The organism is Streptomyces sp. NPDC005574, assembly GCF_040605435.1.
Classification (GTDB): Bacteria; Actinomycetota; Actinomycetes; order Streptomycetales; family Streptomycetaceae; genus Streptomyces.
Genome location: NZ_JBEXCW010000013.1, coordinates 123,695 through 146,603, shown reverse-complemented (window position 1 = coordinate 146,603; position 22,909 = coordinate 123,695). Strand labels below are relative to the sequence as shown.

Annotated in this window: 22 protein-coding genes; 11 read left to right on the top strand and 11 right to left on the bottom strand. The window is 73.3% G+C overall.

All coding sequences use genetic code 11. The features are described 5' to 3' along the window. Positions 1-37: 37 nt before the first annotated feature. From ABZT03_RS12305 to ABZT03_RS12290, 4 genes are all read left to right on the top strand, one after another. Positions 38-1,462 carry an amidase gene (locus ABZT03_RS12305; RefSeq protein ID WP_356037300.1) on the top strand — a complete coding sequence of 475 codons (1,425 nt, stop codon included), beginning with the start codon at positions 38-40 and terminating at the stop codon, positions 1,460-1,462. 82 nt (positions 1,463-1,544) lie between these two features. After that, the gene (locus ABZT03_RS12300) at positions 1,545-1,763 is read left to right on the top strand and encodes a hypothetical protein (protein ID WP_356037298.1); all 219 of its coding nucleotides are present in this window, start codon (positions 1,545-1,547) and stop codon (positions 1,761-1,763) included. A 132-nt stretch (positions 1,764-1,895) separates the two neighbouring features. Further along, complete coding sequence (locus ABZT03_RS12295; protein ID WP_356037295.1) at positions 1,896-3,383, top strand: SPFH domain-containing protein; 1,488 nt, start codon at positions 1,896-1,898, stop codon at positions 3,381-3,383. 39 nt (positions 3,384-3,422) lie between these two features. Further along, the gene (locus ABZT03_RS12290) at positions 3,423-3,869 is read left to right on the top strand and encodes a type II toxin-antitoxin system PemK/MazF family toxin (RefSeq protein ID WP_356037293.1); all 447 of its coding nucleotides are present in this window, start codon (positions 3,423-3,425) and stop codon (positions 3,867-3,869) included. A 96-nt stretch (positions 3,870-3,965) separates the two neighbouring features. Here ABZT03_RS12290 and ABZT03_RS12285 read toward each other — a convergent pair whose 3' ends face one another. Further along, positions 3,966-4,805 (bottom strand): TIGR02452 family protein, encoded by an 840-nt coding sequence (locus tag ABZT03_RS12285; protein WP_356037291.1) that lies wholly within the window; start codon positions 4,803-4,805, stop codon positions 3,966-3,968. Positions 4,806-5,116: 311 nt separating this feature from the next. Between ABZT03_RS12285 and egtA the strand changes: the two genes are divergently transcribed. From egtA to ABZT03_RS12260, 5 genes are all read left to right on the top strand, one after another. Further along, entirely contained in the window at positions 5,117-6,433 is a 1,317-nt protein-coding gene (gene egtA / locus ABZT03_RS12280) for an ergothioneine biosynthesis glutamate--cysteine ligase EgtA (RefSeq protein WP_356037289.1), read from the top strand. Next, entirely contained in the window at positions 6,430-7,746 is a 1,317-nt protein-coding gene (gene egtB / locus ABZT03_RS12275) for an ergothioneine biosynthesis protein EgtB (RefSeq protein ID WP_356037287.1), read from the top strand. The genes egtA and egtB overlap by 4 nt, the downstream gene beginning before the upstream one ends. Then, entirely contained in the window at positions 7,746-8,555 is an 810-nt protein-coding gene (gene egtC / locus ABZT03_RS12270) for an ergothioneine biosynthesis protein EgtC (protein WP_356037285.1), read from the top strand. Before egtB ends, egtC begins: the two co-directional genes overlap by 1 nt. Continuing rightward, positions 8,552-9,514: an L-histidine N(alpha)-methyltransferase gene (egtD, locus tag ABZT03_RS12265; RefSeq protein ID WP_356037283.1), complete on the top strand. Its 963-nt coding sequence runs from the start codon at positions 8,552-8,554 to the stop codon at positions 9,512-9,514. Before egtC ends, egtD begins: the two co-directional genes overlap by 4 nt. Before the next feature lie 106 nt (positions 9,515-9,620). Then, a complete protein-coding gene (locus tag ABZT03_RS12260; RefSeq protein ID WP_356037280.1) occupies positions 9,621-9,836 on the top strand; it encodes a dodecin in 216 nt (71 codons plus the stop codon). A 66-nt stretch (positions 9,837-9,902) separates the two neighbouring features. Here the strand turns inward: ABZT03_RS12260 and ABZT03_RS12255 are convergent, their stop codons facing one another. Further along, positions 9,903-10,397 (bottom strand): hypothetical protein, encoded by a 495-nt coding sequence (locus tag ABZT03_RS12255; RefSeq protein ID WP_356037278.1) that lies wholly within the window; start codon positions 10,395-10,397, stop codon positions 9,903-9,905. Positions 10,398-10,508: 111 nt separating this feature from the next. Beyond that, the gene (locus ABZT03_RS12250) at positions 10,509-11,201 is read right to left on the bottom strand and encodes a nucleotidyltransferase domain-containing protein (protein ID WP_356037276.1); all 693 of its coding nucleotides are present in this window, start codon (positions 11,199-11,201) and stop codon (positions 10,509-10,511) included. A gap of 174 nt (positions 11,202-11,375) precedes the next feature. Here ABZT03_RS12250 and ABZT03_RS12245 point away from each other — a divergent pair, with 174 nt between their 5' ends. After that, complete coding sequence (locus tag ABZT03_RS12245) at positions 11,376-12,374, top strand: LLM class flavin-dependent oxidoreductase (RefSeq protein ID WP_356037274.1); 999 nt, start codon at positions 11,376-11,378, stop codon at positions 12,372-12,374. A 37-nt stretch (positions 12,375-12,411) separates the two neighbouring features. Here the strand turns inward: ABZT03_RS12245 and ABZT03_RS12240 are convergent, their stop codons facing one another. The 5 genes from ABZT03_RS12240 to ABZT03_RS12220 form a co-directional block, all read right to left on the bottom strand. Further along, positions 12,412-13,218: a lysophospholipid acyltransferase family protein gene (locus tag ABZT03_RS12240; protein ID WP_356037272.1), complete on the bottom strand. Its 807-nt coding sequence runs from the start codon at positions 13,216-13,218 to the stop codon at positions 12,412-12,414. Further along, a complete protein-coding gene (locus ABZT03_RS12235) occupies positions 13,218-13,988 on the bottom strand; it encodes a GNAT family N-acyltransferase (RefSeq protein WP_356037270.1) in 771 nt (256 codons plus the stop codon). Before ABZT03_RS12235 ends, ABZT03_RS12240 begins: the two co-directional genes overlap by 1 nt. Positions 13,989-14,207: 219 nt before the next feature. Beyond that, entirely contained in the window at positions 14,208-14,957 is a 750-nt protein-coding gene (locus ABZT03_RS12230) for a succinate dehydrogenase/fumarate reductase iron-sulfur subunit (RefSeq protein WP_356037268.1), read from the bottom strand. Beyond that, positions 14,954-16,903, bottom strand: a complete 1,950-nt coding sequence (locus tag ABZT03_RS12225) for a fumarate reductase/succinate dehydrogenase flavoprotein subunit (RefSeq protein ID WP_356037266.1) — start codon at positions 16,901-16,903, stop codon at positions 14,954-14,956. Before ABZT03_RS12225 ends, ABZT03_RS12230 begins: the two co-directional genes overlap by 4 nt. Positions 16,904-16,905: 2 nt before the next feature. Then, a complete protein-coding gene (locus tag ABZT03_RS12220) occupies positions 16,906-17,577 on the bottom strand; it encodes a succinate dehydrogenase (RefSeq protein ID WP_356037325.1) in 672 nt (223 codons plus the stop codon). 120 nt (positions 17,578-17,697) lie between these two features. On the opposite strand from ABZT03_RS12220, the gene ABZT03_RS12215 reads away from it, so the two are divergent. Beyond that, entirely contained in the window at positions 17,698-18,582 is an 885-nt protein-coding gene (locus tag ABZT03_RS12215; RefSeq protein WP_356037263.1) for a LysR substrate-binding domain-containing protein, read from the top strand. A gap of 292 nt (positions 18,583-18,874) precedes the next feature. On the opposite strand, the gene ABZT03_RS12210 is transcribed toward ABZT03_RS12215, so the two are convergent. The 3 genes from ABZT03_RS12210 to ABZT03_RS12200 all read right to left on the bottom strand — a co-directional run bounded on the left by ABZT03_RS12210 (position 18,875) and on the right by ABZT03_RS12200 (position 22,800). Continuing rightward, positions 18,875-19,657 (bottom strand): SDR family oxidoreductase, encoded by a 783-nt coding sequence (locus ABZT03_RS12210; RefSeq protein WP_356037260.1) that lies wholly within the window; start codon positions 19,655-19,657, stop codon positions 18,875-18,877. A 198-nt stretch (positions 19,658-19,855) separates the two neighbouring features. Continuing rightward, positions 19,856-21,991 carry an EAL domain-containing protein gene (locus tag ABZT03_RS12205; protein ID WP_356037258.1) on the bottom strand — a complete coding sequence of 712 codons (2,136 nt, stop codon included), beginning with the start codon at positions 21,989-21,991 and terminating at the stop codon, positions 19,856-19,858. Further along, positions 21,988-22,800, bottom strand: coding sequence for an SAM-dependent methyltransferase (locus ABZT03_RS12200; protein WP_356037255.1), 813 nt, complete (start codon positions 22,798-22,800; stop codon positions 21,988-21,990). Before ABZT03_RS12200 ends, ABZT03_RS12205 begins: the two co-directional genes overlap by 4 nt. Positions 22,801-22,909: the final 109 nt, after the last annotated feature.

The window sequence follows — 22,909 nt, the reverse complement described above, 5'->3', positions numbered from 1 at the left end:
TTACCGTTCGGTAGACCGCGTCTCCGGAGGTGCCCGCATGACACCCGAACGTTCCGCCGGCCTGCGGGAGAGCGCCCGCGCGCTGTCCGCCGGGGAGACGACGTCCCGCGCGCTGGTGACCGAGGCGCTGGCCAGGATCGAGGCGACCCAGGGAACCCTGAACGCCTTCCGGATCGTGCGTGCCGAGGCGGCGCTCGCCGAGGCCGACGCGGCGGACCGGGAGTTGGCCGCCGGGGTGAGCCGGCCGCTGCTCGGGGTGCCGGTGGCCGTGAAGGACGACATGGACGTGGCCGGCGAACCGACCGCGTTCGGCTGCCGCGGCACCCACCCGCCCGTCCCCGAGGACGGCGAGGCGGTACGGCGGCTGCGCGCGGCCGGCGCCGTGATCGTCGGCAAGACCAACACCTGCGAGTTCGGCCAGTGGCCCTTCACCGAGGGCCCCGCGTTCGGCGCCACCCGCAACCCCTGGAGTCCGGGCCACACGCCGGGCGGCTCCTCCGGGGGTTCGGCCGCCGCCGTCGCCGCCGGCCTGGTGCCCGGGGCGCTCGGTTCGGACGGCGCCGGTTCGGTCCGCATCCCCGCCTCCTGGACCCAGCTGATCGGCATCAAGCCGCAGCGCGGCCGGATCTCCACCTGGCCGCGGGGCGAGGCCTTCCACGGCATCACCGTCAACGGCACCCTCGCCCGCACGGTCGCCGACGCCGCCCTGCTGCTGGACGCGGCGAGCGGCAACCACGCGGGCGACCCGCACCGGCCGCCTGCCCTCACCGTGTCCGATGCCGTGGGCCGCGACCCCGGCCGGCTGCGCGTCGCGCTGTCCCTCACCCCGCCGTTCACCGCCCTGCCCGCCCGGCTGGGACCCGAGGTGCGCGCCCGTGTCGTGCAACTCGCCGAGAAACTGGCCGCGTTGGGGCATGTCGTGGAGGAGGCCGACCCGCCGTACGGCCTGATCGGCCTCGGTTTCCTGCCCCGCGCCACCGCCGGTATCGCCGAACGCGTCCGCGAGGCACCCTTCCCCGCGCTGCTGGACCGCCGCACCCGTGAGGCCGCCCGGCTGGGCCGCCTGCTGGGCGGTGTTCCGCTGCGGGCGGCCCGGCGCGCCGAGGCGGTGCTGCACCGCCGGATCGGCGCCTTCCTCACCTCGTACGACGTGATCCTCGCGCCGACGACGGCCGCTCCCCCGCCGCGGATCGGCGCGATGCTGGAGCTGAGCGGCCCGGCCACCGACCGCGCGATGATCGCCGCCTGTCCCTACGCCTGGCCGTGGAACGTGCTGGGCTGGCCCGGGATCAGCGTCCCCGCCGGCTTCGTCGACGGCGGGCTGCCCGTCGGTGCCCAGCTGCTCGGGCCGGCGGACAGCGAGCCGCTGCTGGTCTCGCTCGCCGCGCAACTGGAGGCGGACCTGCGCTGGTACGAGGCGTGGCCCCCGCACCAGCCTGCCCCGCGTCTCCCGGCCGCGTAGGCCGGGTCCGGCCCTTCCCTCCGGGCGGCCGGCACCTGTCGTCGCACACCGCCCGGGCGCGTGGGGCCCGTACCCTGGGACGATGGACGATGCGTCGATGGTCGGACTCGTGGGGCGGGTCACCGGAACGGTCGGGCCCGGGCTCGTGGGCGAGGTGATCGTCCGGGTGCGCGGCGGCGCCGAGCACTTCCTCGCCTACGCGGCTCAGGGCACCGGCCGCATCGAGTCCGGCACGGTCGTGATGGTGGTGGAGTACCTTCCGCCGAGAACGGTCTACGTGACGGCGGCGTACGACAGTTGAGCGCGCTTCGGCGCAGGTGACGCCGTATGTATCAAGATTTCGACAAGGATGGGCCGGTGCCTGTTCCGCGCTGACGGGCAGGAGCACACTCCCTTCGTTCGGTGCCGAAAGGGCACCATCCAAAGGGGGCGCATGCCGATGGTCATCGGCGTCGTTGCGGGGGTGGCGCTTGTCGCCGTCCTCGTTCTCATCGGTCTGTTCAAGTTGATGTGGCGGGTCGCGGAACCCAACGAGGCACTCATCATCTCCGGTTCCACGCACCGGACGGAGGGCCTCGGGGAGGGCATGGGGTTCCGCATCGTCACGGGGCGCGGCACGCTGGTCCTGCCCGGCGTGCAGGCGGTGCGCAAACTCTCGCTCGACCTGAACGAGACGGAGTTGCATGTGGACTGCGTGACCCACCAGGGCATTCCGCTCAAGGTGCGGGGCGTGGTCATCTTCAAGGTGGGCGACGACTTCGTGTCGATCGCCAACGCGGGGCGGCGATTCCTCGACCAGCAGAAGCTGATGGCGGAGCGGGTGCACAACGTCTTCGCCGGTCATCTGCGGTCCATCGTCGGCGGGTTGACGGTCGAGGACATGATCCGCGACCGGGAGAAGCTCACCGGGCAGACCCGGGCGGCCTGCGGTACGGAGATGGAGAAGCTCGGTCTCATCGTCGACTCGCTGCAGATCCACGAGATCGAGGACCCGACCGGGTACATCCAGAACCTGGCCATGCCGCACGCGGCGGCCGTGCAACGGGACGCGCGGATCGCGCAGGCCGAGGCCAACCGGCTGGCCACCGAGGCGGAGCAGCAGTCCTTCGCGCGGATGGCGCAGGCCACCCGGGACAGCGAGATCCTCCAGGCGGGCTACCAGGCCGAACGCGACAAGGCGGGTGCCAAGGCCCGGCAGGCCGGTCCGCTCGCCGACGCCGCCGCCCGGCAGGAGGTCGTCGTCCAGGAGACCCGGGTCGCCGAACTGGAGGCCCAGCGGCGGGAACAGCAGCTCCAGGCGGACGTCCGCAAACCGGCGGACGCCAAGGCGTACGAGAAGCGCACCCTGGCGGAGGCGGAGCGCGACGTGCGGATCTCGGGCGCGCAGGCCAAGGCCCGGGAGACGGAGCTCGCGGCCGCCGCGGAGGCGACCCGGGTGAAGACGGCCGCGGGCGCGGAAGCCCAGGCGACCGAGGCGCGGGGTGCCGCGGCCGCCACGGCGACGCGGGCCACCGGTGAGGCGGAGGCCGCCGCCGCACAGGCCAGGGGTCTGGCGGCGGCCGAGGCGATCAGGGCGCAGGGGCTCGCGGAGGCCGAGGCCATCAAGGCCCGTGCCGCCGCCCTGGCCGAGAACCAGGAAGCCGTCGTGGCGCAGCAACTCGCCGAGAACTGGCCCGAGATCGTGCGGGCCGGCGCGTCCGCCTTCGGCAACGTCGACAACATGGTCCTGCTCAACGGGGCCGACGGCATGGCCGACGTGTTCGCCAAGGCCCTCACCATGGGCGGCACCGGACTGGGGCTGGCCCGTCAGCTCCTGGCGTCGATGAACCAGAACGAGCGGACGCCGTCCGGGAGTTCGCCGCTGAACGGGTCCGTGGCACCTCCGGCGCAGCGGGTGCCGGTGGAGCAGGACCAGGGGTGAGGTGAGCGGTCGCGGGGGTCACGCTCTACCGTGACCCCCGTGACTGCGTTTACCGATGAAGACGTTCCGGGCCGCTCCGGTCCCACCGCGACCGTCCAGGCCGACCCCCGCGAGGTGGGCCGGGTGCGGACGGAGTACTCGCCCGCGCACGACGGGGACCCGGACCCCGGGGAGATCGTCTGGACCTGGGTGCCCTTCGAGGAGAACGACGGCCGCGGCAAGGACCGCCCGGTGCTCGTCGTCGCCCGGGAGGCCGGCGGCACCCTGCTCGCCGTCCAGCTGTCGAGCAAGCGGCACGACGGGGACCGCGAGTGGGTGCCCATCGGAAGCGGCCCGTGGGACAGGTCGGGACGGGACTCGTGGGTGGACGTGGACCGCGTACTGCGGCTGCACGAGGACGGGATGCGCCGGGAGGCGTGCGCCATCGACCGGATGCGGTTCAACCTGGTCAGGCAGCGGCTGGCGGAGCGCTACGGCTGGAGGTGACCCCGGGCCGGCCGAGCCGCACCGGCGCCGGGACGCGCCGAGGCACCGGCGCCCCAGCCGCACCCGCACCCGGCAGGGGCCCGCACCCGCGCCGGGTCACGCCGGGGGCCGGCCCTCCGGGAACGCCCGCAGGAACGCCTCCCGGGTGGTGCCGCCCGGTGTGCGGTCCAGGATGCCGAACACCACGTGCGCGAAGGTGTCGGCGAACCGGCCGCCGGGGCCGAGCAGCGCCCGGAACGCGGCCGCGACCTGGGCGGGGTCGTTCTGGAACACCCCGCAGCCCCAGGCGCCGAGCACCAGGCGGCGGTACCCGTGGGCCGCGGCCGTCTCCAGGACCCGCTCGGCCCGGAGGGCGAGGGCCCTCGGCAGTTCGGACCGGCGCTCCGGGGCCGCCCGCAGCACCACCCCGGCGTTCGGCGCGGCCGCGGTCAGGAAGCCGGCCGCGTACGGCTCGTCCAGCAGCCGGCCGCGGTCGTCGCGGAAGACCGGCACGCCGGGCGAGTGGATGACCCGGTCGGTGTAGAACGGGTCGCGGTGGGCGCGGTGGTGGTCGTAGAACTCCCGGACCGCGACCAGGCACGCGTACAGCGCGGAGGCGCGGCACAGGGCCTCCTCCTGGGCCTGTGCGCCGTTGAGGTAGCCGCCGCCGGGATTGCGGGCCGAGGAGAAGTTCAGGACGGCCACCGGACCCGCGGCCGCGAGCCGGCGTGCCGCCTCCAGGCTGCTCTCGCCGGTGACCTCGAACGACGTACCGAGGGGCTCGCCGGGCGCGGGCACCGGAGTCGGCACCGGCCCGGGTCCGTGCATCCGGGTGGCGTCGCGGGCCGCCCGCACTGCCGCCGCGAGGGGCACCCGGCGCCCGCTCGGGGCGTCGTAGGCCCCGGCGGCCACGATCTCTTCCGTCTCCTTCGCGATCGCGCGCAGCCGCGTGCTCATGGCGCCACCCCCGTGGGCGCCATGAGCACGCGCCGCGTGCTGTCCCCCGTCGTGCTCATGAACGCATCGTGAGCGATGCTGGTCGTGCGGTGCAACAGAGTTTCCCGGTCCCGAGTCCTCTCCGGGCCCACCCCGGCTCTGCTGCCGGACGGGCCCGGAAACACCCCGGAAAGCGAGATCGTCGGCCCCGATTATGACGATTTGCCCCCTTGTGCCGAGCGACGCGAGCGGCTTGGGTGGGACGAGTGCCGTCGACCCGGCCCACCCGGCCGGGAGCCGGTGGCATGGTGGATTCTCAGGAGGATTCCGACATGTCCGACATACCAAGCGCCTCTCAGGCGCGCGACTGTACGGAGCCCCGCACCGCCCTCACCGAAGCAGAGGTGGAGGCACTGGTCCGGGGCATCTGTTTCAAGACCGGCCCGCCCCGAACCGTCGGGGTGGAAGTGGAATGGCTCGTCCACGAGCTGAGCGCACCGCAGCTCCCGGTCACCCGTGACCGACTCGAAGCGGCCTACGCCGCACTGCGGACCGTGCCGCTGAAGTCGGCACTCACCGTTGAACCCGGCGGCCAGCTGGAACTGAGCTCGCCGCCCGCCGCCTCCCTGATGGAGTGCGTCGACACCGTCTCCGCCGACCTCGCCGCCGTCCGCGCGGTCCTGGCCGAGGACGGTCTCGCTCTCGTCGGCCTCGGCCACGACCCGTGGCACTCGCCCCGCAGGTTCCTGCGCGAACCCCGCTACGACGCCATGGAGGCCTGCCTGGACCGCACCGGTCCGGCCGGCCGCGCCATGATGTGCACCTCCGCCTCCGTCCAGGTGTGCCTGGACGCCGGGTACGAGGAGCCGGGGCCGCTCGGGCACGGGCGGCGCTGGTGGCTGGCGCACCAGCTGGGCGCGGTACTGGTGGCGGCCTTCGCCAACTCGCCCGTCGCCGCGCACGAGCCGACCGGCTGGCTCTCCACCCGCCAGCTCCTGTGGACGGAGATCGGCCCCGGCCGCGCGGGCGCGCCCCCGCTGGAGGGCGACCCCCGCGAGAACTGGGCCCGGCACGTGCTCGACGCGCCGGTGATGTGCATACGGCAGGACGACCGGCCGTGGGACATCCCCGACGGGCTGACCTTCCGGGAGTGGACCAGGTCGGGAACGCCCAGGCCACCGACCCGGGCCGACCTCGACTACCACATGACGACCCTGTTCCCGCCGGTCAGGCCGCGTGGTCATCTGGAGTTCCGGATGATGGACGCGCAACCGGGCGACGACGGATGGATCGTTCCGCTCGCCGTCACGACGGCCCTGTTCGACGACCCGCAGGCCGCCGAGACCGCCTACCGGACGGTGAAACCGCTGGTGGAGAGGGCGCTGTCGATGCCCGCGCCGCACAATCCGCTGTGGATCGACGCGGCGCGACACGGCCTGGGCGACCCCGAACTGCGGGAGGTGGCCGTCACCTGCTTCACGGCGGCCGTCGAGGCCCTGCCGCGGCTCGGCGCCGCCGACGAGGTCACGGACGCCGTCCGGACGTACCTGGACCGCTATGTCAGCCGCGGCCGCTGCCCCGCCGACGATCTGCTGGACCGGATGCGCGGCGCGAGCCGTCGTCCGCACGGGAAGGACATCCGCACATGACCGACCCCGCCCTCGACGCGGAGACGTTCCGGGAGCGGGCGCTGACCACGCTCGTCACCGCCCGGGACCGCACCACCCTGCTGACGAGCTGCGTGGAGGAGCCCGACCTCACCGCGCAGCACTCGCCGCTGATGTCTCCCCTGGTGTGGGACCTGGCGCACATCGGCAACCAGGAGGAGCAGTGGCTGCTGCGGGCCGTCGCCGGCCAAGAGGCGATCCGCCCGGAGATCGACGGCCTCTACGACGCCTTCGAGCACCCGCGCTCCGAACGCCCCTCCCTGCCCCTGCTGCCGCCGGCCGAGGCTCGCCGGTACGCGGCGGACGTACGCGGCCGGGTGCTGGACGTGCTGGAGCGCACCGCGTTCCAGGGGACGCGGCTGACCGAGGCGGGCTTCGCCTTCGGGATGATCGCGCAGCACGAACAGCAGCACGACGAGACCATGCTGATCACCCATCAGCTGCGGCGGGGGCCCCAGGCGCTGACCGCTCCTGACCCTGCGCCCGCGCCCGCGTTCACCGGACCGGCCGAAGTCCTCGTGCCCGGTGGCCCGTTCACGATGGGCACCTCGACCGAACCGTGGTCGCTGGACAACGAACGCCCCGCGCACCGGCGCGAGGTGGCCGCCTTCCACATCGACACGACGCCGGTGACCAACGCCGCCTACCAGGCGTTCATCGAGGACGGCGGCTACGGCGACGAGCGGTGGTGGACACCGGAGGGCTGGGCCCACATCCGCCGCCACTCCATCGAGGCGCCGCAGTTCTGGCGCCGCGAGGGACGGCAGTGGCTGCGGCGCCGGTTCGGCGTGACCGAGGTCGTGCCGCCCGACGAGCCGGTCCTGCACGTGTGCTGGTACGAGGCCGACGCCTACGCCCGCTGGGCCGGGCGCCGGCTGCCCACCGAGCCCGAGTGGGAGAAGGCCGCCCGCCACGACCCGGTCGGCGACCGCTCCAGGCGCTACCCGTGGGGCGACACCGACCCGGGCCCCGAACACGCCAACCTCGGCCAGCGCCACCTGCGTCCGGCCCCGGCAGGCAGCTACCCGGCGGGTGAGTCGCCCCTCGGCGTACGGCAGTTGATCGGTGACGTGTGGGAGTGGACGTCGAGCGACCTCACGCCGTACCCGGGGTTCAACGCGTTCCCGTACAAGGAGTACTCGGAGGTCTTCTTCGGCCCCGAGCACAAGGTGCTGCGCGGTGGTTCGTTCGCCGTGGACCCGGTGGCGTGCCGGGGCACCTTCCGCAACTGGGACCTGCCGATCCGGCGGCAGATCTTCTCCGGCTTCCGTACGGCCCGCTCGGCGGCCGCCTGATGTGCCGTCACCTGGCCTATCTGGGGCCCGAGGAGCCGCTGGGCCGGCTGCTGCTCCAGCCGCCGCACAGCCTGTACCGCCAGTCCTGGGCGCCCCGCAGGCAGCGTCACGGCACCGTCAACGCCGACGGTTTCGGCGTCGGCTGGTACGCGCAGGGAGATCCGGTACCGGCCCGGTACCGGCGGGCCGGCCCCATCTGGGCCGACCAGTCCCTCGCCGACCTGGCCCGCGTGGTGCGCTCGGAGGCGGTGCTCGCCGCGGTGCGGGACGCCACCCTGTCGGGCGCGGACGCCGAGGCCGCGGCGGCGCCGTTCGCCTCCGGCCCCTGGCTGTTCAGCCACAACGGCGCCGTCAGGGGCTGGCCGCACTCCCTCGCACCCCTCGTGCAGGGCCTGCCGGCCGCCGACGTCCTGTCCCTGGAGGCCCGCAACGACTCGGCGCTCGTGTGGGCGCTGGTCCTCGCCCGGCTGCGCGGCGGCGACGAGGAGGGGCAGGCACTGGCCGACACGGTCCTGGAGGTCGCCGCGGCGGCCCCCGGCTCCCGGCTCAACCTGCTGCTCACCAACGGCGAGGCCATCGCCGCGACCGCCTGGGGCGACACCCTCTGGTACCTGTCCCGGCCCGGCGGCGGCACCGTCGTGGCCTCCGAGCCCTACGACGACGACCCGCACTGGCAGGAGGTCCCCGACCGCACCCTGCTCGCCGCGAGCCGCACGGACGTACTGCTCACCCCGCTCAAGGAGCCCGACGACACCCTGACGCCCGCACCGCAGGCATCGCCCGCTTCCGCGAAGGAGCCCCGTACGTGAGCCCGTTCCTTCTCACCCGCACCCTGCCCGAGGACGCCACGGAGGCCGCGTTGCGCGCCGACGTCCACCAGGGCCTCACCCGCACCGCCAAGACGCTGCCGCCGAAGTGGTTCTACGACGCCCACGGCAGCGAACTGTTCGAGCAGATCACCGAGTTGCCCGAGTACTATCCGACGCGCGCCGAGCGGGAGATTTTGATCGCCCGAGCCGGCGAGGCGGCCGCCGCGACCGGCGCCCGCACCCTCGTCGAACTGGGTTCCGGCTCCTCGGAGAAGACCCGGCACCTGATCGACGCGCTCACCCGACTGCACACCTACGTCCCGGTCGACGTCAGCGAGAGCGCGCTCACCCAGGCGGGCCACGCGCTCGTCGCGGAGCGCCCGGGACTGGACGTGCACGCGCTGATCGCCGACTTCACCGCCGGCCTGACGCTGCCGGACACACCGGGTCCCCGGCTGGTGGCGTTCCTCGGCGGCACCATCGGCAACCTCCTGCCGGCCGAGCGGGCCGCGTTCCTGGCCCTGGTCCGTGGGCTGCTCTCGCCGGGCGACGCGCTGCTGCTCGGCACCGACCTGGTCAAGGACGAACAGGTCCTGGTCAGGGCCTACGACGACGCGGCCGGGGTGACGGCCGCGTTCAACAAGAACGTGCTGAGCGTCGTCAACCGGGAACTGGGCGCCGACTTCGATCCCGGCGCCTTCGACCACGTGGCGCTGTGGGACGCCGGGAACGAGTGGATCGAGATGCGGCTGCGTTCCCGTGCCGCGCAGACCGTGAAGATCCCGGCGCTCGACCTCGCCGTCGACTTCGCGGCCGGCGAGGAGCTGCGCACCGAGATCTCCGCGAAGTTCCGCGAGGACGGTGTACGCACCGAACTGGCCGCGGCGGGGCTGGAGTTGAGTCACTGGTGGACGGACCGGGCGGGCCGGTTCGCCCTGTCGCTCAGCGTGGCGCGGTAGGGGCGGTGCGGCAGCGGGTGGGCCGGGCCGTCTCGCGCTCCGCCGTGGCGTGGGGCACGGTGGAACCACCCGTGACGCCTGTGTCGCGGTGGAGAGGAGCACCCGTATGTCGGACCACACCTACCGGGTCACCGAGATCGTCGGCACCTCGCACGAGGGCGTCGACCAGGCCATCCGCAACGCGGTCACCCGGGCCTCGCAGACCCTGCGCAACCTGGACTGGTTCGAGGTGACGCAGGTCAGGGGCCAGATCGAGAACGGTGAGATCGAGCACTACCAGGTCGGTCTGAAGGTCGGTTTCCGCCTCGAGGACTCGGACTGACGCTCCGCCGCACCGAGCCCGCCGACCCCGGCGGGGACCCGGCCCGCGTGTCGGGTCCCCGCCGCCTCAGGTCCGCCCCTCCCGCTCCTGCGCCCTCTCGAGCGCGCCGGACGGGGCGGTCCAGCGGGCCCGCACGACGTGGTACCCGGCGCGTTCGGCGTCCGCGCACACGAGCGCGTCGTCGTCCACGAACACCCGGACCTCCCGGCCGTGGGCGAGCCGGCCGAGGACCTCCAGCTTGGTGCGCCGGGCCGGCCTGCGGTCGTTGTCGCGCCGCATGTACACGCGTCCCTCCGGCAGCCCGTGCGCGGCGAGCCAGTCGAACGTGTCGCGGCGGCAGCGCTCGGGCCGTCCGGTGAGATAGACGATCTCGCACTCGCGCGCGCTGTCCCGCGCCAGCTCGACGCCCTGCGGGATCGGCGGGTCGTGCGGCGCGGCGGCGAAGAAGCCGTCCCAGTCGCGTGGCGAGCGCTCCAGGAACCGCTGCCGGTGCCCCGTGTCGGCGAGGGTGTTGTCCAGGTCGAACACGGCGAGCGGGCGCGCACTGCTGCTGTCGGTCACGCCGACCAGCCTAGATCTTCCCGTTCGGCTCGCGGGCCCCGCCGTCGCCGAGGGCCGGCGGGACTGGCGGGACTGGCGGGACTGGCGGACAAGGAGCCGCCACCGGGTCGTTCAGCGGCCGGCCGGCCGGTAGAAGTGCTCGCGGACCCGGCGCAGCCACGCCTCGGCGGGCGCCTCCTCGGGCCGGTCGGGCAGTGCGCTCGGCCGCTCGGTGAAGGCGTTCTCGTAATGGCTGAGCACGGGCCGCGCGGCGGACGCGTCGGCGGCGACGCGCTCTCCGAACGCCCGGTACTCCTCGGGGTCCTCCAGGCGGATCGTCAGCCGCCCGGTGGTGTAGAGCTCCAGGCCCTGGTGGCACAGCCGCTTCAGGTGCCGGGCGTGTTTCGCCGTCCGGGCGCGGGCCTCGGCGGAGCCGGCGGGGTCACGGGCTTCGAGGCGGCGGAACTGCTGGGTGGCGTAACCGAGGTAGGCCGCCCTGATCCGCTGGGCGCCGAGCAGCGACGTACGGATGCCGATGAGTTCGTCGCCGAGCGGGGTGCGCACCTCGTACAGCTCGTCCGGCAGCCACACCAGTTCCATGGCGGTCGGGTTGCCGCCCAGGGCGAGCCGGCACCATTTGGCGGCCTCGTGCAGGGTGGTGTCGGGCGCCGTGCCGACGTGGGACTCCTTCGGCTTGTGCAGACCGTGCAGGGCCTCGGTCGGCGTGGCGAACACGCCGAGCCGGTCGATGTCGGAGCCCTCGTGGGCGAGGCCGTACGCGGTCGAACCGACGATGCCGGACAGCAGGACGTTGGGGACGGTCACGGCGGGCCGCCTTCCTGGGACTGGGTGACGTGGGTGGCTCGGAGGGTGTGGACGGGGGCCGCGCGGCCGGCATGCGGGCGTGCCCCATTGTGATGACCTGCGGGAACCGCGGTCACCTGGTTTTCGCCCGGGGCGGGCCGGGAATGCCCCGGGCCGCCGTGCGTTGGAACCGGTGTGAGTTCCGTGATCGCCGCCGCCCGTTTCTCCGTCCTGGACCGTTCCCGCACCCGCGAGGGGCACCCGGACGCCGAGGCGCTGCGCGACACCGTGCGGCTGGCGCGCGACCTCGAGGGGCTCGGCTACCACCGGTTCTGGGTGTCGGAGCACCACGGTGTGCCCGGGGTCGCCGGGTCCGCGCCGACCGTGCTGGCCGCCGCCGTGGCCGCCGCGACGCGCACGATCCGGGTCGGCACCGGCGGGGTGATGCTGCCCAACCACCGGCCGCTGGTCGTGGCCGAGCAGTTCGGGGTACTGGAGTCCCTCTTCCCGGGGCGGATCGACATGGGCCTGGGCCGCTCCGTGGGCTTCACCGACGGGGTGCGCAGAGCGCTCGGACGGGACAAGGGCGACGCCGAGGACTTCGCCGCCCAGCTCGACGAGCTGCTCGGCTGGTTCCGCGGCACCTCGGAAACGGGGGTGCGCGCGCGTCCCGCGGAGGGCCTGAGCGTGCCGCCGTTCGTCCTGGCGATGGGCGAGGGAGCGGCGGTCGCCGCGCGGGCAGGCCTGCCGATGGTGATCGGTGACCTGCGGGACCGCGAGAAGCTGCGGCGCGGCGTGGACCGCTACCGGGAGGCGTTCCGGCCCTCACCGTGGGCGGCCCAGCCGTACGTCGTCGTCTCCGGCACGGTCGCCGTCGCCGCCACGCCCGCCGAGGCACGGCGCCTCCTGGTCCCGGAGGCCTGGTCGATGGCGTACTCCCGGACGCACGGCACCTTTCCGCCGCTGCCGCCCGCCGAACACGTCGAGGCGCTCACGATGACCCGCCGGGAACGCGAGTTCTACGAGTCGGGGCTCACCGGGCAGATCGCCGGTACCGAGGAGCAGGTCGCCGACGAGCTGGAGACCCTGCTCAAGGAAACGGGCGCGCAGGAGGTACTCGTCACCACCAGCACCTACGACCGTGCGGCCCTGCTGGACTCCCACCGCAGGCTGGCCCGTGTGGCCGCCGGCTGAGGGCCCGGCCGTGGTGGGCGCCCGCGGGGTTGTTCGCTCAGGCGACCAGGGTCGCGTGGATCCGGTCCGGCGCGGGGGCCGTGGCCGGCTGGGCCGCGCGGGCCAGTGCCCGGCGGTCCGGGTGGCTGTCCGACGGGATGGCGGCGCACACCTCCACCTCGGCCAACAGCCCGCGCGAGGACACCACGCGCCACACCGACGCGAGCAGCGTGTCCTCGCCGACGAAGGCGGGCGCCGTACTGGCCGCTCCCCCGGCGATCCGGTAGCGCAGCCGCACCGGCTGGACCGGGACGCCCGCGTCGAGGGCGGCCTGGAACACGGCCCGGCGGAAGCTGCCCTGGGCGCGGCCGCACCAGGTGCTGCCCTCGGGGAAGGCCACCACCGCGCCGCCGCCGCGGAGCACCGCAGCGATCCGGGCGACCGTGTCCGGGAGCGCGCGCAGTCGGTCGCGGTCGATGAACAGGGTGGCGCGCGCGGCGATCGGCCCCGCCACGGGCCACCCCCTGATCTCCGCCTTCGCCAGCATCCGGGCCGGGCGCACGGCCGCCAGCAGCGGGATGTCCAGCCAGGAGATGTGGTTGGCGACCAGCAGGAGCCCCCCGGCGGGCGCCGCGGTGCCGGTGACCCGGACCCGAACGCCGGCGGCCCGGACGACGCTCCGGGCCCACCACCGCACCGCGTCGGCGGGGATCCGCCCGCCGAACGGCGACAGCAGCGCCCCGGCGGTCACCAGGGCGGTGACCGCCACCAGCCGCAGCACCGCGAGCGGTACGGCCGTGGCCGGCCCTCTCGGTTCCAGGCACGCGCCCGGGGTGCAGGGCGCGGTGGGCAGCCAGCCGCTCATCAGGCCGGCACGAGGGAGAGGAAGTGCCGCAGGTAGCGCGGGTTGACCCGGCGCATCGACAGCAGTACGTAGAGGTCGGCGACGCCGAAGTCCGGGTCGTGGGCGGGTTCGGCGCACACCCAGGCGCCCAGCCGCAGATAGCCGCGCAGCAGCGGGGGCAGTTCGGTACGGGCGTCGCGGGGGGCGTTCCCGGTGTTCCAGGGCAGCAGCGGGCGGACCCGGTACTCCTGCGGAGCGAGGTGCTTGGCGCGCACCCGGTCCCAGGTGCCGGCGGCCAGGGCGCCGCCGTCGGCGAGCGGGACGGAGCAGCAGCCGGCGAGCCATTCGTGGCCGCGGTCGGTCATGTAGCGGGCGATGCCGGCCCAGATGAGCCCGATGACGGCTCCGTCGCGGTGGTCGGGGTGCACGCAGGAGCGGCCTACCTCGACGAGTCCGGGGCGGATCGGGTCGAGCGGGGTGAGGTCGAACTCGCTCTCCGAGTACAGGCGTCCGGCGATCGCGGCCCGCTCGGGCGGCAGCAGCCGGTAGGTGCCGACCACCTGGCCGGTGGCGGTGTCCGTGACGAGCAGGTGGTCGCAGTGGGCGTCGAAGGCGTCGACGTCCAGCCCGGGCTGCGGGGTGGACAGCAGGGCGCCCATCTCCCCGGCGAACACCTCGTACCGCAGGCGCTGCGCCGCGCGTACGTCCGCCTCGTCGCGGGCGAGGGTGACGGTGTAGTGGACGGGTGCCTCGGGCTGCGGGGGGCGGTCGAGGGTCGTAACGCCGGTCATGGCACTCTCCTGGTCACGGGCCGGTTCGGGGACGACGGCCGTACACCCTGTTTCTTCCGAGGCCGGTTGGCGTGTACGTGACGTAGGCCGGGAGAGCGGATGTGGGAATGCTGAATGCCTGGGGCGCCCCGGAAAGCCAGACGGGACCGGGGATGAGCACCACTCCCGGTCCCGCCCGTCCGCCTGCTCGGCGAACGCCTTCTCGTGTCCTGGGCGGCCCTACCGCCTGGCCACCTTCCGCGTGGCCCGCAGCCACTCCTTGTTCATCGCGGTGATGGACACCAGTGGGATGCCCTTGGGGCAGGCCGTCGCGCACTCACCCGCCAGCGTGCAGCCGCCGAACCCCTCCTCGTCCATCTGCGACACCATGTCGAGCACCCGTGTCTCCCGTTCCGGGGCGCCCTGCGGCAGCACGTTGAGGTGGTTGACCTTGGCGGAGGTGAACAGCATCGCGGCGCCGTTGGGGCAGGCGGCCACGCACGCCCCGCAGCCGATGCACTCCGCGTGCTCGAACGCGAAGTCGGCGTCCGGCTTGGGCACGGGTGTGGCGTGGGCCTCGGGCGCGGCGCCCGTCGGCGCGGTGACGTAGCCGCCGGCCTGGATGACGCGGTCGAGGGCCGACCGGTCGACGACCAGGTCCTTGATCACCGGGAAGGCGGCGGCCCGCCACGGCTCGATGTCGATCGTGTCGCCGTCGGAGAAGGACCGCATGTGCAGCTGGCAGGTCGTGGTGCGCTCGGGTCCGTGCGCGTCGCCGTCGATGACGAGGGAGCAGGCACCGCAGATGCCCTCGCGGCAGTCGTGGTCGAAGGCGACCGGGTCCTCGCCGCCGAGGATGAGCCGCTCGTTGAGGGTGTCGAGCATCTCCAGGAACGACATGTCGGGGGAGATACCGTCCACCTCGTAGGGGGACATGCTGCCTTCGGCGTCGGCGTTCTTCTGCCGCCAGACGCGCAGGGTGAGCTTCATGCGTAGCTCCGCTGGGTGGGGTGGACGTACTCGAAGACCAGGTCTTCCCGGTGCAGCACGGGCGGGGTGCCCGTGCCGGTGAACTCCCAGGCGGCCGCGTAGGAGAACTCCTCGTCCCGCCGGGCCGCCTCGCCGTCCGGGGTCTGCGACTCCTCGCGGAAGTGGCCGCCGCAGGACTCGGCGCGGTGCAGGGCGTCGAGGCACATCAGCTCGGCGAGCTCCAGGTAGTCGACGACGCGGTTGGCCTTCTCCAGGGACTGGTTGAACTCCTCGCCCGTGCCGGGCACCTTGATCCGTCGCCAGAACTCCTCGCGGATCTGCGGGATGCGCTCCAGTGCCTTGCGCAACCCGCTGTCGGTGCGGGCCATCCCGCACAACTCCCACATGAGTTCGCCCAGTTCGCGGTGGAAGGAGTCGGGGGTGCGGTCGCCGTCGACGGACAGCAGGAGGTGGAGCCGGTCCTCGGTCTCCGCCAGCACCTCCTGTACGACGGGGTGTTCGGCGGTGACGGCCTCGTGGTGCGGGTTGCGGGCGAGGTAGTCGTTGATGGTGGCCGGCAGCACGAAGTAGCCGTCGGCCAGGCCCTGCATCAGGGCGGAGGCGCCGAGCCGGTTCGCGCCGTGGTCGGAGAAGTTGGCCTCGCCGATCGCGAACAGGCCCGGGACGGTGGTCTGCAGGTCGTAGTCGACCCACAGGCCGCCCATCGTGTAGTGCACGGCCGGATAGATCCGCATCGGCACCTCGTAGGGGTTCTCCGCGGTGATCCGCTCGTACATGTCGAAGAGGTTGCCGTACTTCTCCTCGACCGCCCTGCGGCCCATCCGGCGGATGGCGTCGGCGAAGTCCAGGTACACGCCCTGCCCGCCGGGGCCCACTCCCCTGCCCTCGTCGCAGACGTTCTTCGCGGCGCGGGAGGCGATGTCGCGCGGCACCAGGTTGCCGAACGAGGGGTAGACGCGCTCCAGGTAGTAGTCGCGCTCGTCCTCGGGGATGCGGTGCGGCGGCCGGTCGTCGCCCCGGGCCTTCGGCACCCAGATCCGCCCGTCGTTGCGCAGCGACTCGCTCATCAGCGTCAGCTTGGACTGGTGGTCGCCGGTGCGCGGGATGCAGGTCGGATGGATCTGTGTGAAGCAGGGGTTGGCGAACAGGGCGCCGCGCCGGTGGGCCCGCCAGACGGCGGTGGCGTTGGAGTTCATGGCGTTCGTCGACAGGTGGAAGACGTTGCCGTAGCCGCCGCTGGCCAGGACGACGGCGTCCGCGAAGTAGGTGTCGACGCGTCCGGTGACCAGGTCGCGCGCCACGATGCCGCGCGCCTTCCCGTCGATCACGACCAGGTCGAGCATCTCGGTGCGCGGGTGCATCTCCACGTTGCCGGCGGCGATCTGCCGCGACAGTGCCTGGTAGGCGCCGAGCAGCAGTTGCTGACCGGTCTGGCCGCGGGCGTAGAAGGTGCGCGAGACCTGGACCCCGCCGAACGAGCGGGTGTCGAGGAGGCCGCCGTACTCGCGGGCGAAGGGCACGCCCTGCGCCACGCACTGGTCGATGATCTCCACCGAGATCTGCGCCAGCCGGTGCACGTTGGACTCCCGCGCCCGGAAGTCGCCGCCCTTGACGGTGTCGTAGAAGAGGCGGTGGACCGAGTCACCGTCGTTGCGGTAGTTCTTCGCCGCGTTGATACCGCCCTGCGCGGCGATCGAGTGGGCGCGGCGCGGGGAGTCCTGGTAGCAGAACTGGACGACGTGGTAGCCCTGTTCGGCCAGGGTGGCGCCGGCCGAGCCGCCCGCGAGTCCCGTCCCGACGACGATCACGGTGTGCTTGCGCCGGTTCGCCGGGTTGACCAGCCTGGCCTCGAAACGGCGCTTGTCCCAGCGCTCGGCGACCGGTCCGGCGGGAGCCTTGCCGTCGACGACCGGCTCGCCCGTCGTGTACTGCGCGTAGGTTGTCATCTTCAGCTCACCACTCCGGTCATGACGCCCACGGGTACGGCGACGAAGCCGGCCGTGAGCAGCAGCGCGAGGACGTCGGCCGTGGCCTTCAGGGCGCGGTCGCGGGTGCGGCTGCCGGCGCCCAGGGTCTGCGCGGCGGCCCAGAAGCCGTGCCGGACGTGCAGCCCGAGAGCCAGCATCGCGACGATGTAGACGAGGTTGCCGTACCAGGTGGAGAAGGTGTCCACGACGTTCTGGTACGGATGGCCCTCCTGGAAGCCGCCCGGGTGCGCGGTCCCGGTGGTCAGGTCGAGCAGGTGCCACACGATGAAAAGGCCGAGGATGATCCCGCCCCAGCGCATGGTGCGCGTCGCGTAGCCCGTCCGCGCCTTGCGGTGGACGTACCCGACCGGCCGGGCCCGAAGGTCGCGGCGGCTGAGCTGGTAGGCGGAGGTGGCATGGGCGACGACCGCCACCACCAGCACCACGCGGATGAGCCACAGGGTCCACTCGTCGTGCATGAACGGCTCGCCGACGGTGCGCAGCCAGTGCGCGTAGTGGTTGAACTCGCCCGCCCCGAAGAAGATCTTCAGGTTTCCGATCATGTGGGCGACCAGGTAGAGCAGCATGATCAGGCCGCTGACCGCCATGACGGTCTTCTTCCCGAGGGAGCTGTCCCACACGGTGCGTGCCAGGGACGGTCGTCGGTCCGTCCGCGTTGCGAGAGCCATGTCTGTGGACGCTACGGGCCCACAGGTCCATCGGTCCAAGACATGCTCCGGCTCGTTTCGATAGCCTTCGCCTATCATGGTCGGATGCAGTTCCAGCAGCTCCAGTACTTCGTGGCGGTCGCCGAGACCCGGCACTTCACCCGGGCCGCGGACCTCGTCCACGTCGCGCAGCCCTCCCTCTCCCAGCAGATCAAGGCCCTGGAGCGGGAACTCGGGGCCGACCTGTTCCTGCGGGCCCGCGGCAACATCACGCTGACCGACGCGGGCGAGGCGCTGCTGCCCCTGGCCCGCCGCATCCTGGCCGACGCGGACACCGCCCGCCACGAGGTGCAGGAACTGGTGCAGCTGCGCGGCGGCCGGGTCCGGCTCGGCGCCACACCCAGCCTGTGCACCGGTCTGCTGCCGGACGTGCTGCGCGCCTTCCACGACCGCTACCCGGGCATCCGGCTGCTGATCGAGGAGGGCGGCTCCCACGATCTGGTACGGGAACTGGCCCGTGGCGCCCTCGACCTGGCTCTCGTCGTGCTGCCGCTGCCGACCCCGTCCCCGGCGCTCACCACGGTCGAGCTGCTGCGTGAGGACCTCGTCGTGGTGTCCTCACCGGAGGCGTCGGCGCCGGGCGGTGGCCGGCGCGCGGTCGAGGTCGCCGATCTGGAGGGCGAGCGCATGGTGATGTTCCGGCACGGCTACGACCTGCGGGAACTGACGGTGGCCGCGTGCCGTGCCGAGGGCTTCGAACCGGACCTCGCGGTGGAGGGCGGTGAGATGGACGCGGTGCTGGGGTTCGTCCGGGCGGGGCTGGGCGTGGCGGTCGTACCGCGCATGGTGGCGACCCGGTCGGGCCGCGGGCTGCGGGTGACCCCGCTGGCCCGGCCGGGCCTGCACCGGACCATCGCCCTGGCCCACCGCAGCGACGTGGCACCGCCGAGGGCGGCCCGGGAGTTGCAGCGGATGCTGCTGGAACGCTGAACGAGCGGCCGACCGACGCGGTCACCGAGCGGCGAGGCGAAGCCGCTCGCCCCGCGCGGTCGCCAGGCGGCGGTGCAGTGAAGAGCCGGCCGACCCGCCCGCCATCAGGCGGCGGTGAACAGGCGGCCGACCCCCGCCACCACCAGGCGCGATTGCCCAGCCGACCGACCCGCACGGTCACCAGGTGGTGGTGAAAAGCCGGCCGCCCCGCGCCATCACCAGGCGGCGACGCACGCCCGGACCGACCGGCCGGGTCACCAGACGGCGACGCGCCACCGGCCGATCCGCGCTCTCACCAGGTGGGGATGAAGCCGCCGTCGATCAGCAGGTCGCTGCCGGTGATGTTGCCGGCGTGGTCGCCGGCCAGGAACAGGACCAGGTCGGCCACCTCGGCGGGCTTGGAGAACCGGCCGGTGACGGTGGCACCCGCGGCCTGGGCCACCACCTGTTCGGGGGTGAGCCCGGCGGCCGCCGACACCGTGTTCGCCACTCCGCCGTCGCCCAGCCACAGCTCGGTCTCCACCGGTCCGGGGCTCACCGTGTTGACGCGGATGCCCTGCGGGCCGACCTCCTTCGACAGCGCCTTGGAGAAGGCGACCAGGGCGGCCTTGCCCGCGCTGTAGTCGATCACCAGCGGGTCGGGCAGGGTGGCGTTGACCGACCCGACCGTGATCACCGAACCGCTCCGGGCGGCCAGCATCAACGGCAGCGCCGCCCGGGTGACGCGGACCGCCGTGAGCAGGTTCAGGTCGACGGAGCGGCGCCAGTCCTCGTCCGTGACGGACAGGAAACCGCCGGTGCGGGCGGGCGCCGAGCCGACGTTGTTGACCAGCACGTCCAGACGCGGCCCGGCCGCCGCGACCAGCTCCCCGGCCGCCTCGGGCTCGGTGAGGTCCACGGGCACCCAGACGACCGAGCCCTCCTTGACCAGGGCGTCCAGGCCCTCGGACGTGGTCCGGGACCCGGCGACGACCGTCGCTCCCGCCCCGGCCAGCGCCCGCACGATCGCCAGTCCGATGCCCTTGCTGGCACCGGTCACCACTGCGGTCCTGCCGTGCAGTTCCTTGCCGGTCATCTCGACTCCTGCCGCTGGTGGATACGGTCCGCACGCCGGCACGGACGCCTGCTCGCCGCCCGCCACGCCGACGGGGCGGCGCTCGGCGAGCACACGCGCGGCCTGGCGCCGGCCGCGCGTCCGCCGTACGTACGGCCATCCTCCCCCGCGACCACCCCGGACGGCAGCGGAACACCCCGCCGGGGGCGGCTCTCCCGGTCAGCCCGTCGCGTCCACCAGGGCCAGGTCGTGCAGGCGCTCCGGCGGGCCGGGGCGGGCGTAGTACCAGCCCTGGGCGGTGTCGCAGCCCAGTATCCGCAGCTGCTCGGCCTGGGCGCCCGTCTCGACGCCCTCCACGGTCACCGCGAGGTCGAGGCTGTGCGCGAGGGAGACGATCCCCTCCACGATCTTGAGGTCGACGGGGTCCGCCGGGAACTGCTGCATGCTCTGGGTGAAGGAGCGGTCCAGCTTGAGGATGCTCACCGGCAGCCGGCGCAGGTTGGCCAGGTTGGAGTATCCGGTGCCGAAGTCGTCCAGGGCGATGTCCACGCCCATCTCGGCCAGCCGGCGCAACGGTTTCAGCAGGTCGTCGTCCGCGCCGATCAGCGCCGACTCGGTCACCTCCAGGCACAGCGCGTCCGGTGCGACGCCGGCGCGCTCCAGGATGTCGACGGTGTCCTGGACCAGGCCGGGATGGGTGAGCTGGCAGGGCGAGAGGTTGACGTTGATGCGCAGCGGGCCGGCGTCCTGGAAGCGCTCGCGCCACGCGCGGGCCTGACGCACCGACTGCTCCAGGACCCAGCGGCCCAACGGGACGATCAGACCGGTGTGCTCGGCGAGCGGGATGAACCGGTCGGGTCCGAGGACGCCGTGCTGCGGGTGCAGCCACCGCACCAGGGCCTCGGCGCCGCGGACACTGCCGTCGCCGAGGTGCACCAGCGGCTGGTACTCGATGAAGAACTCGCCGCGCTCCAGCGCCGCCGGGAGGGCGGTGGTCAGCCCGTGCCGGGTGATGGCGCGGGCGTCGGCCTCCGGGTCGGCCAGCTCGAAGCGGTTGCCGCCCGCCGACTTGGCCCGGTACATCGTGATGTCGGCGCTGCGCAGCACCTCCGCGGGACTGCGCTCCCCCGCCGGTCCCTCGACGATGCCGATGCTGCCCCGCACGGTCAGGTCCCGGCCGTCGACACTGATCGGCGCGACCAGCGCGTTCATGATGCGCAGGGCGAGTTCGTCCACCTCGCGCTCGGTGTCGGGGCCGGTGGTCAGGGCCACGAACTCGTCGCCGCCGAGCCGGGCGACCATCTCGCCGGGCGCGGTCGCGCAGGACTGCAGCCGGTCGGCGACCTCGACCAGCAGCCGGTCGCCGGCCGCGTGTCCGAGGCTGTCGTTGATGGTCTTGAAGCCGTCGAGGTCGAGGTAGCACAGGCCGAACCGCTGGCCGGCGCCCGCGCCCAGCGCCTTCTCCAGGCGTTCGAAGAAGAAGGTGCGGTTGGGCAGGCCGGTGAGCGCGTCGTGGGTGGCCTCGTAGCGCAGCCGCAGGTTGAGCAGCCGCCGCTCGGTGGTGTCCTCCATGAGGGCGAGCTGGTACTGCGGCACGCCGTCGGCGTCGCGCAGCAGGGACACCGTCAGGTTGGTCCACAGGGCCGTCCCGTCGGGCCGGTAGAAGGCCTTTTCGACGTGGTAGTGCTCGCGCTCGCCGCGGACGAGCTCCTCGTAGAGCCGCCAGGTCTGCGGCGCGTCGTCGGGGTGCGTCCACTCCAGTACGTTGCGGCCGCGCATGCTCTGTTCGGAGAGGCCGAACATGCGCAGCAGCGCGCCGTTGACCTGGAGGACCCGCCCGTCCAGGTCGGCGATGCCGATACCTATGGCGGCGCCCTCGAACACCGCCCGGAAGCGGGCCTCGGTGGCGTGCAGCGCCTGCGCCACCACGCCCTGGGCCTGCAACGCCGCCTGCGCGATGGCCTCCTGCTCGGCCAGCGTCCGCCGGCGCAGGGCCCCGGCGAACCCGGCGGCCATGGCGTGCTGGAGCCGGGACGCGCGGGCCCGCAGGTCCTCCTGGGTGCCGTTCCCGCCGCAGTACAGGACGAGGTAGGCGTCCACGCAGTCCAGGGTGCGGCTGAGCGCCTCCGGGTCGGTGCAGTGCGCGGTCACGAGGGCGGCGCCGACCGCCCTGCCCTCGTCGGCGTCGAACGCCCTGGCCCGCAGGGCCTCGCTCAACCGCCTGGCCAGCGGGAGCAGTTGGTTCTCGAACTCCGGGCGGGTCGAGGAGGTCGAGGTCACCGGGAACACGGCCCGGCTCCAGATCGTCGCGAACCGTCGGAGTCTGTCCTCCGGCCCGTCCGGCTCGGCGCTCACGCGCTGCGCCCGACGCCGGCGAACCCGGAGAAGGCCCAGGGATCCTCGTCCTCGGGCGCCGTGTCCGGCCGCCAGCGCGGCATCGGGACCAGTCCCGGTTCCACCATCTCGTACCCCTCGAAGAACCGCGCGATCTCGTCGCGCGAGCGCATGATCAGCGGGTTGCGGATGTCCTTGTACACGTCCACCGCGCCCTCGGCCCGCTCCGTCGGCAGCGGAACTCCCTCGTAGGAGGCGTGCGTCAGCACGACGAGGCTGCCGGGCGCGAGCGCCTCGCGCAGCTCGGCCACCGCTCCGTACGGGTCGTCCGCGTCTTCCACGAAGTGCAGTATGGCAACGAGAAGCAGTGCCACCGGACGCTTCAGGTCGATCAGCTCCCGCACTTCGGCGCTCGCGAGGATCTCACGGGGCTTGCGGAGGTCCGCCGCGACCACGCCCGTCCGCTCCTCGCCCGCCAGCACCGCCTGGCTGTGGGCGACGGCCACCGGGTCGTGGTCGACGTACACGATGCGCGCCGCGGGGTCGGCGGCGCGGGCCACCTCGTGGACGCTGCCGAAGGTGGGGATGCCGGAGCCGATGTCGAGGAACTGGGTGACGCCCTCGGCGGCGGCGAAGCGCACCGCCCGGCGCATGAACGCCCGGTTCGCCTGCATGATCTTGGGTAGTCCCGGCATGAACTCCATCGCCCTGCGGGCCGCTTCCCGGTCGACCTCGAAGTTGTGCGAACCGCCCAGGTAGTAGTCGTAGATACGCGAAACGCTCGGCACCGAGATGTCGATGCTTCGTGGTGCCCAGGCGGGACGCTCCATGTATCTCTCCAAGGCGTAGGCGATCCGGTGTTCGAGCAGAGGCTACTGATCGCCTGCCAAAGGAGCGAGCAGAAACGGAAATTGACCGTCCGTTCCCGGTCACTGCCTG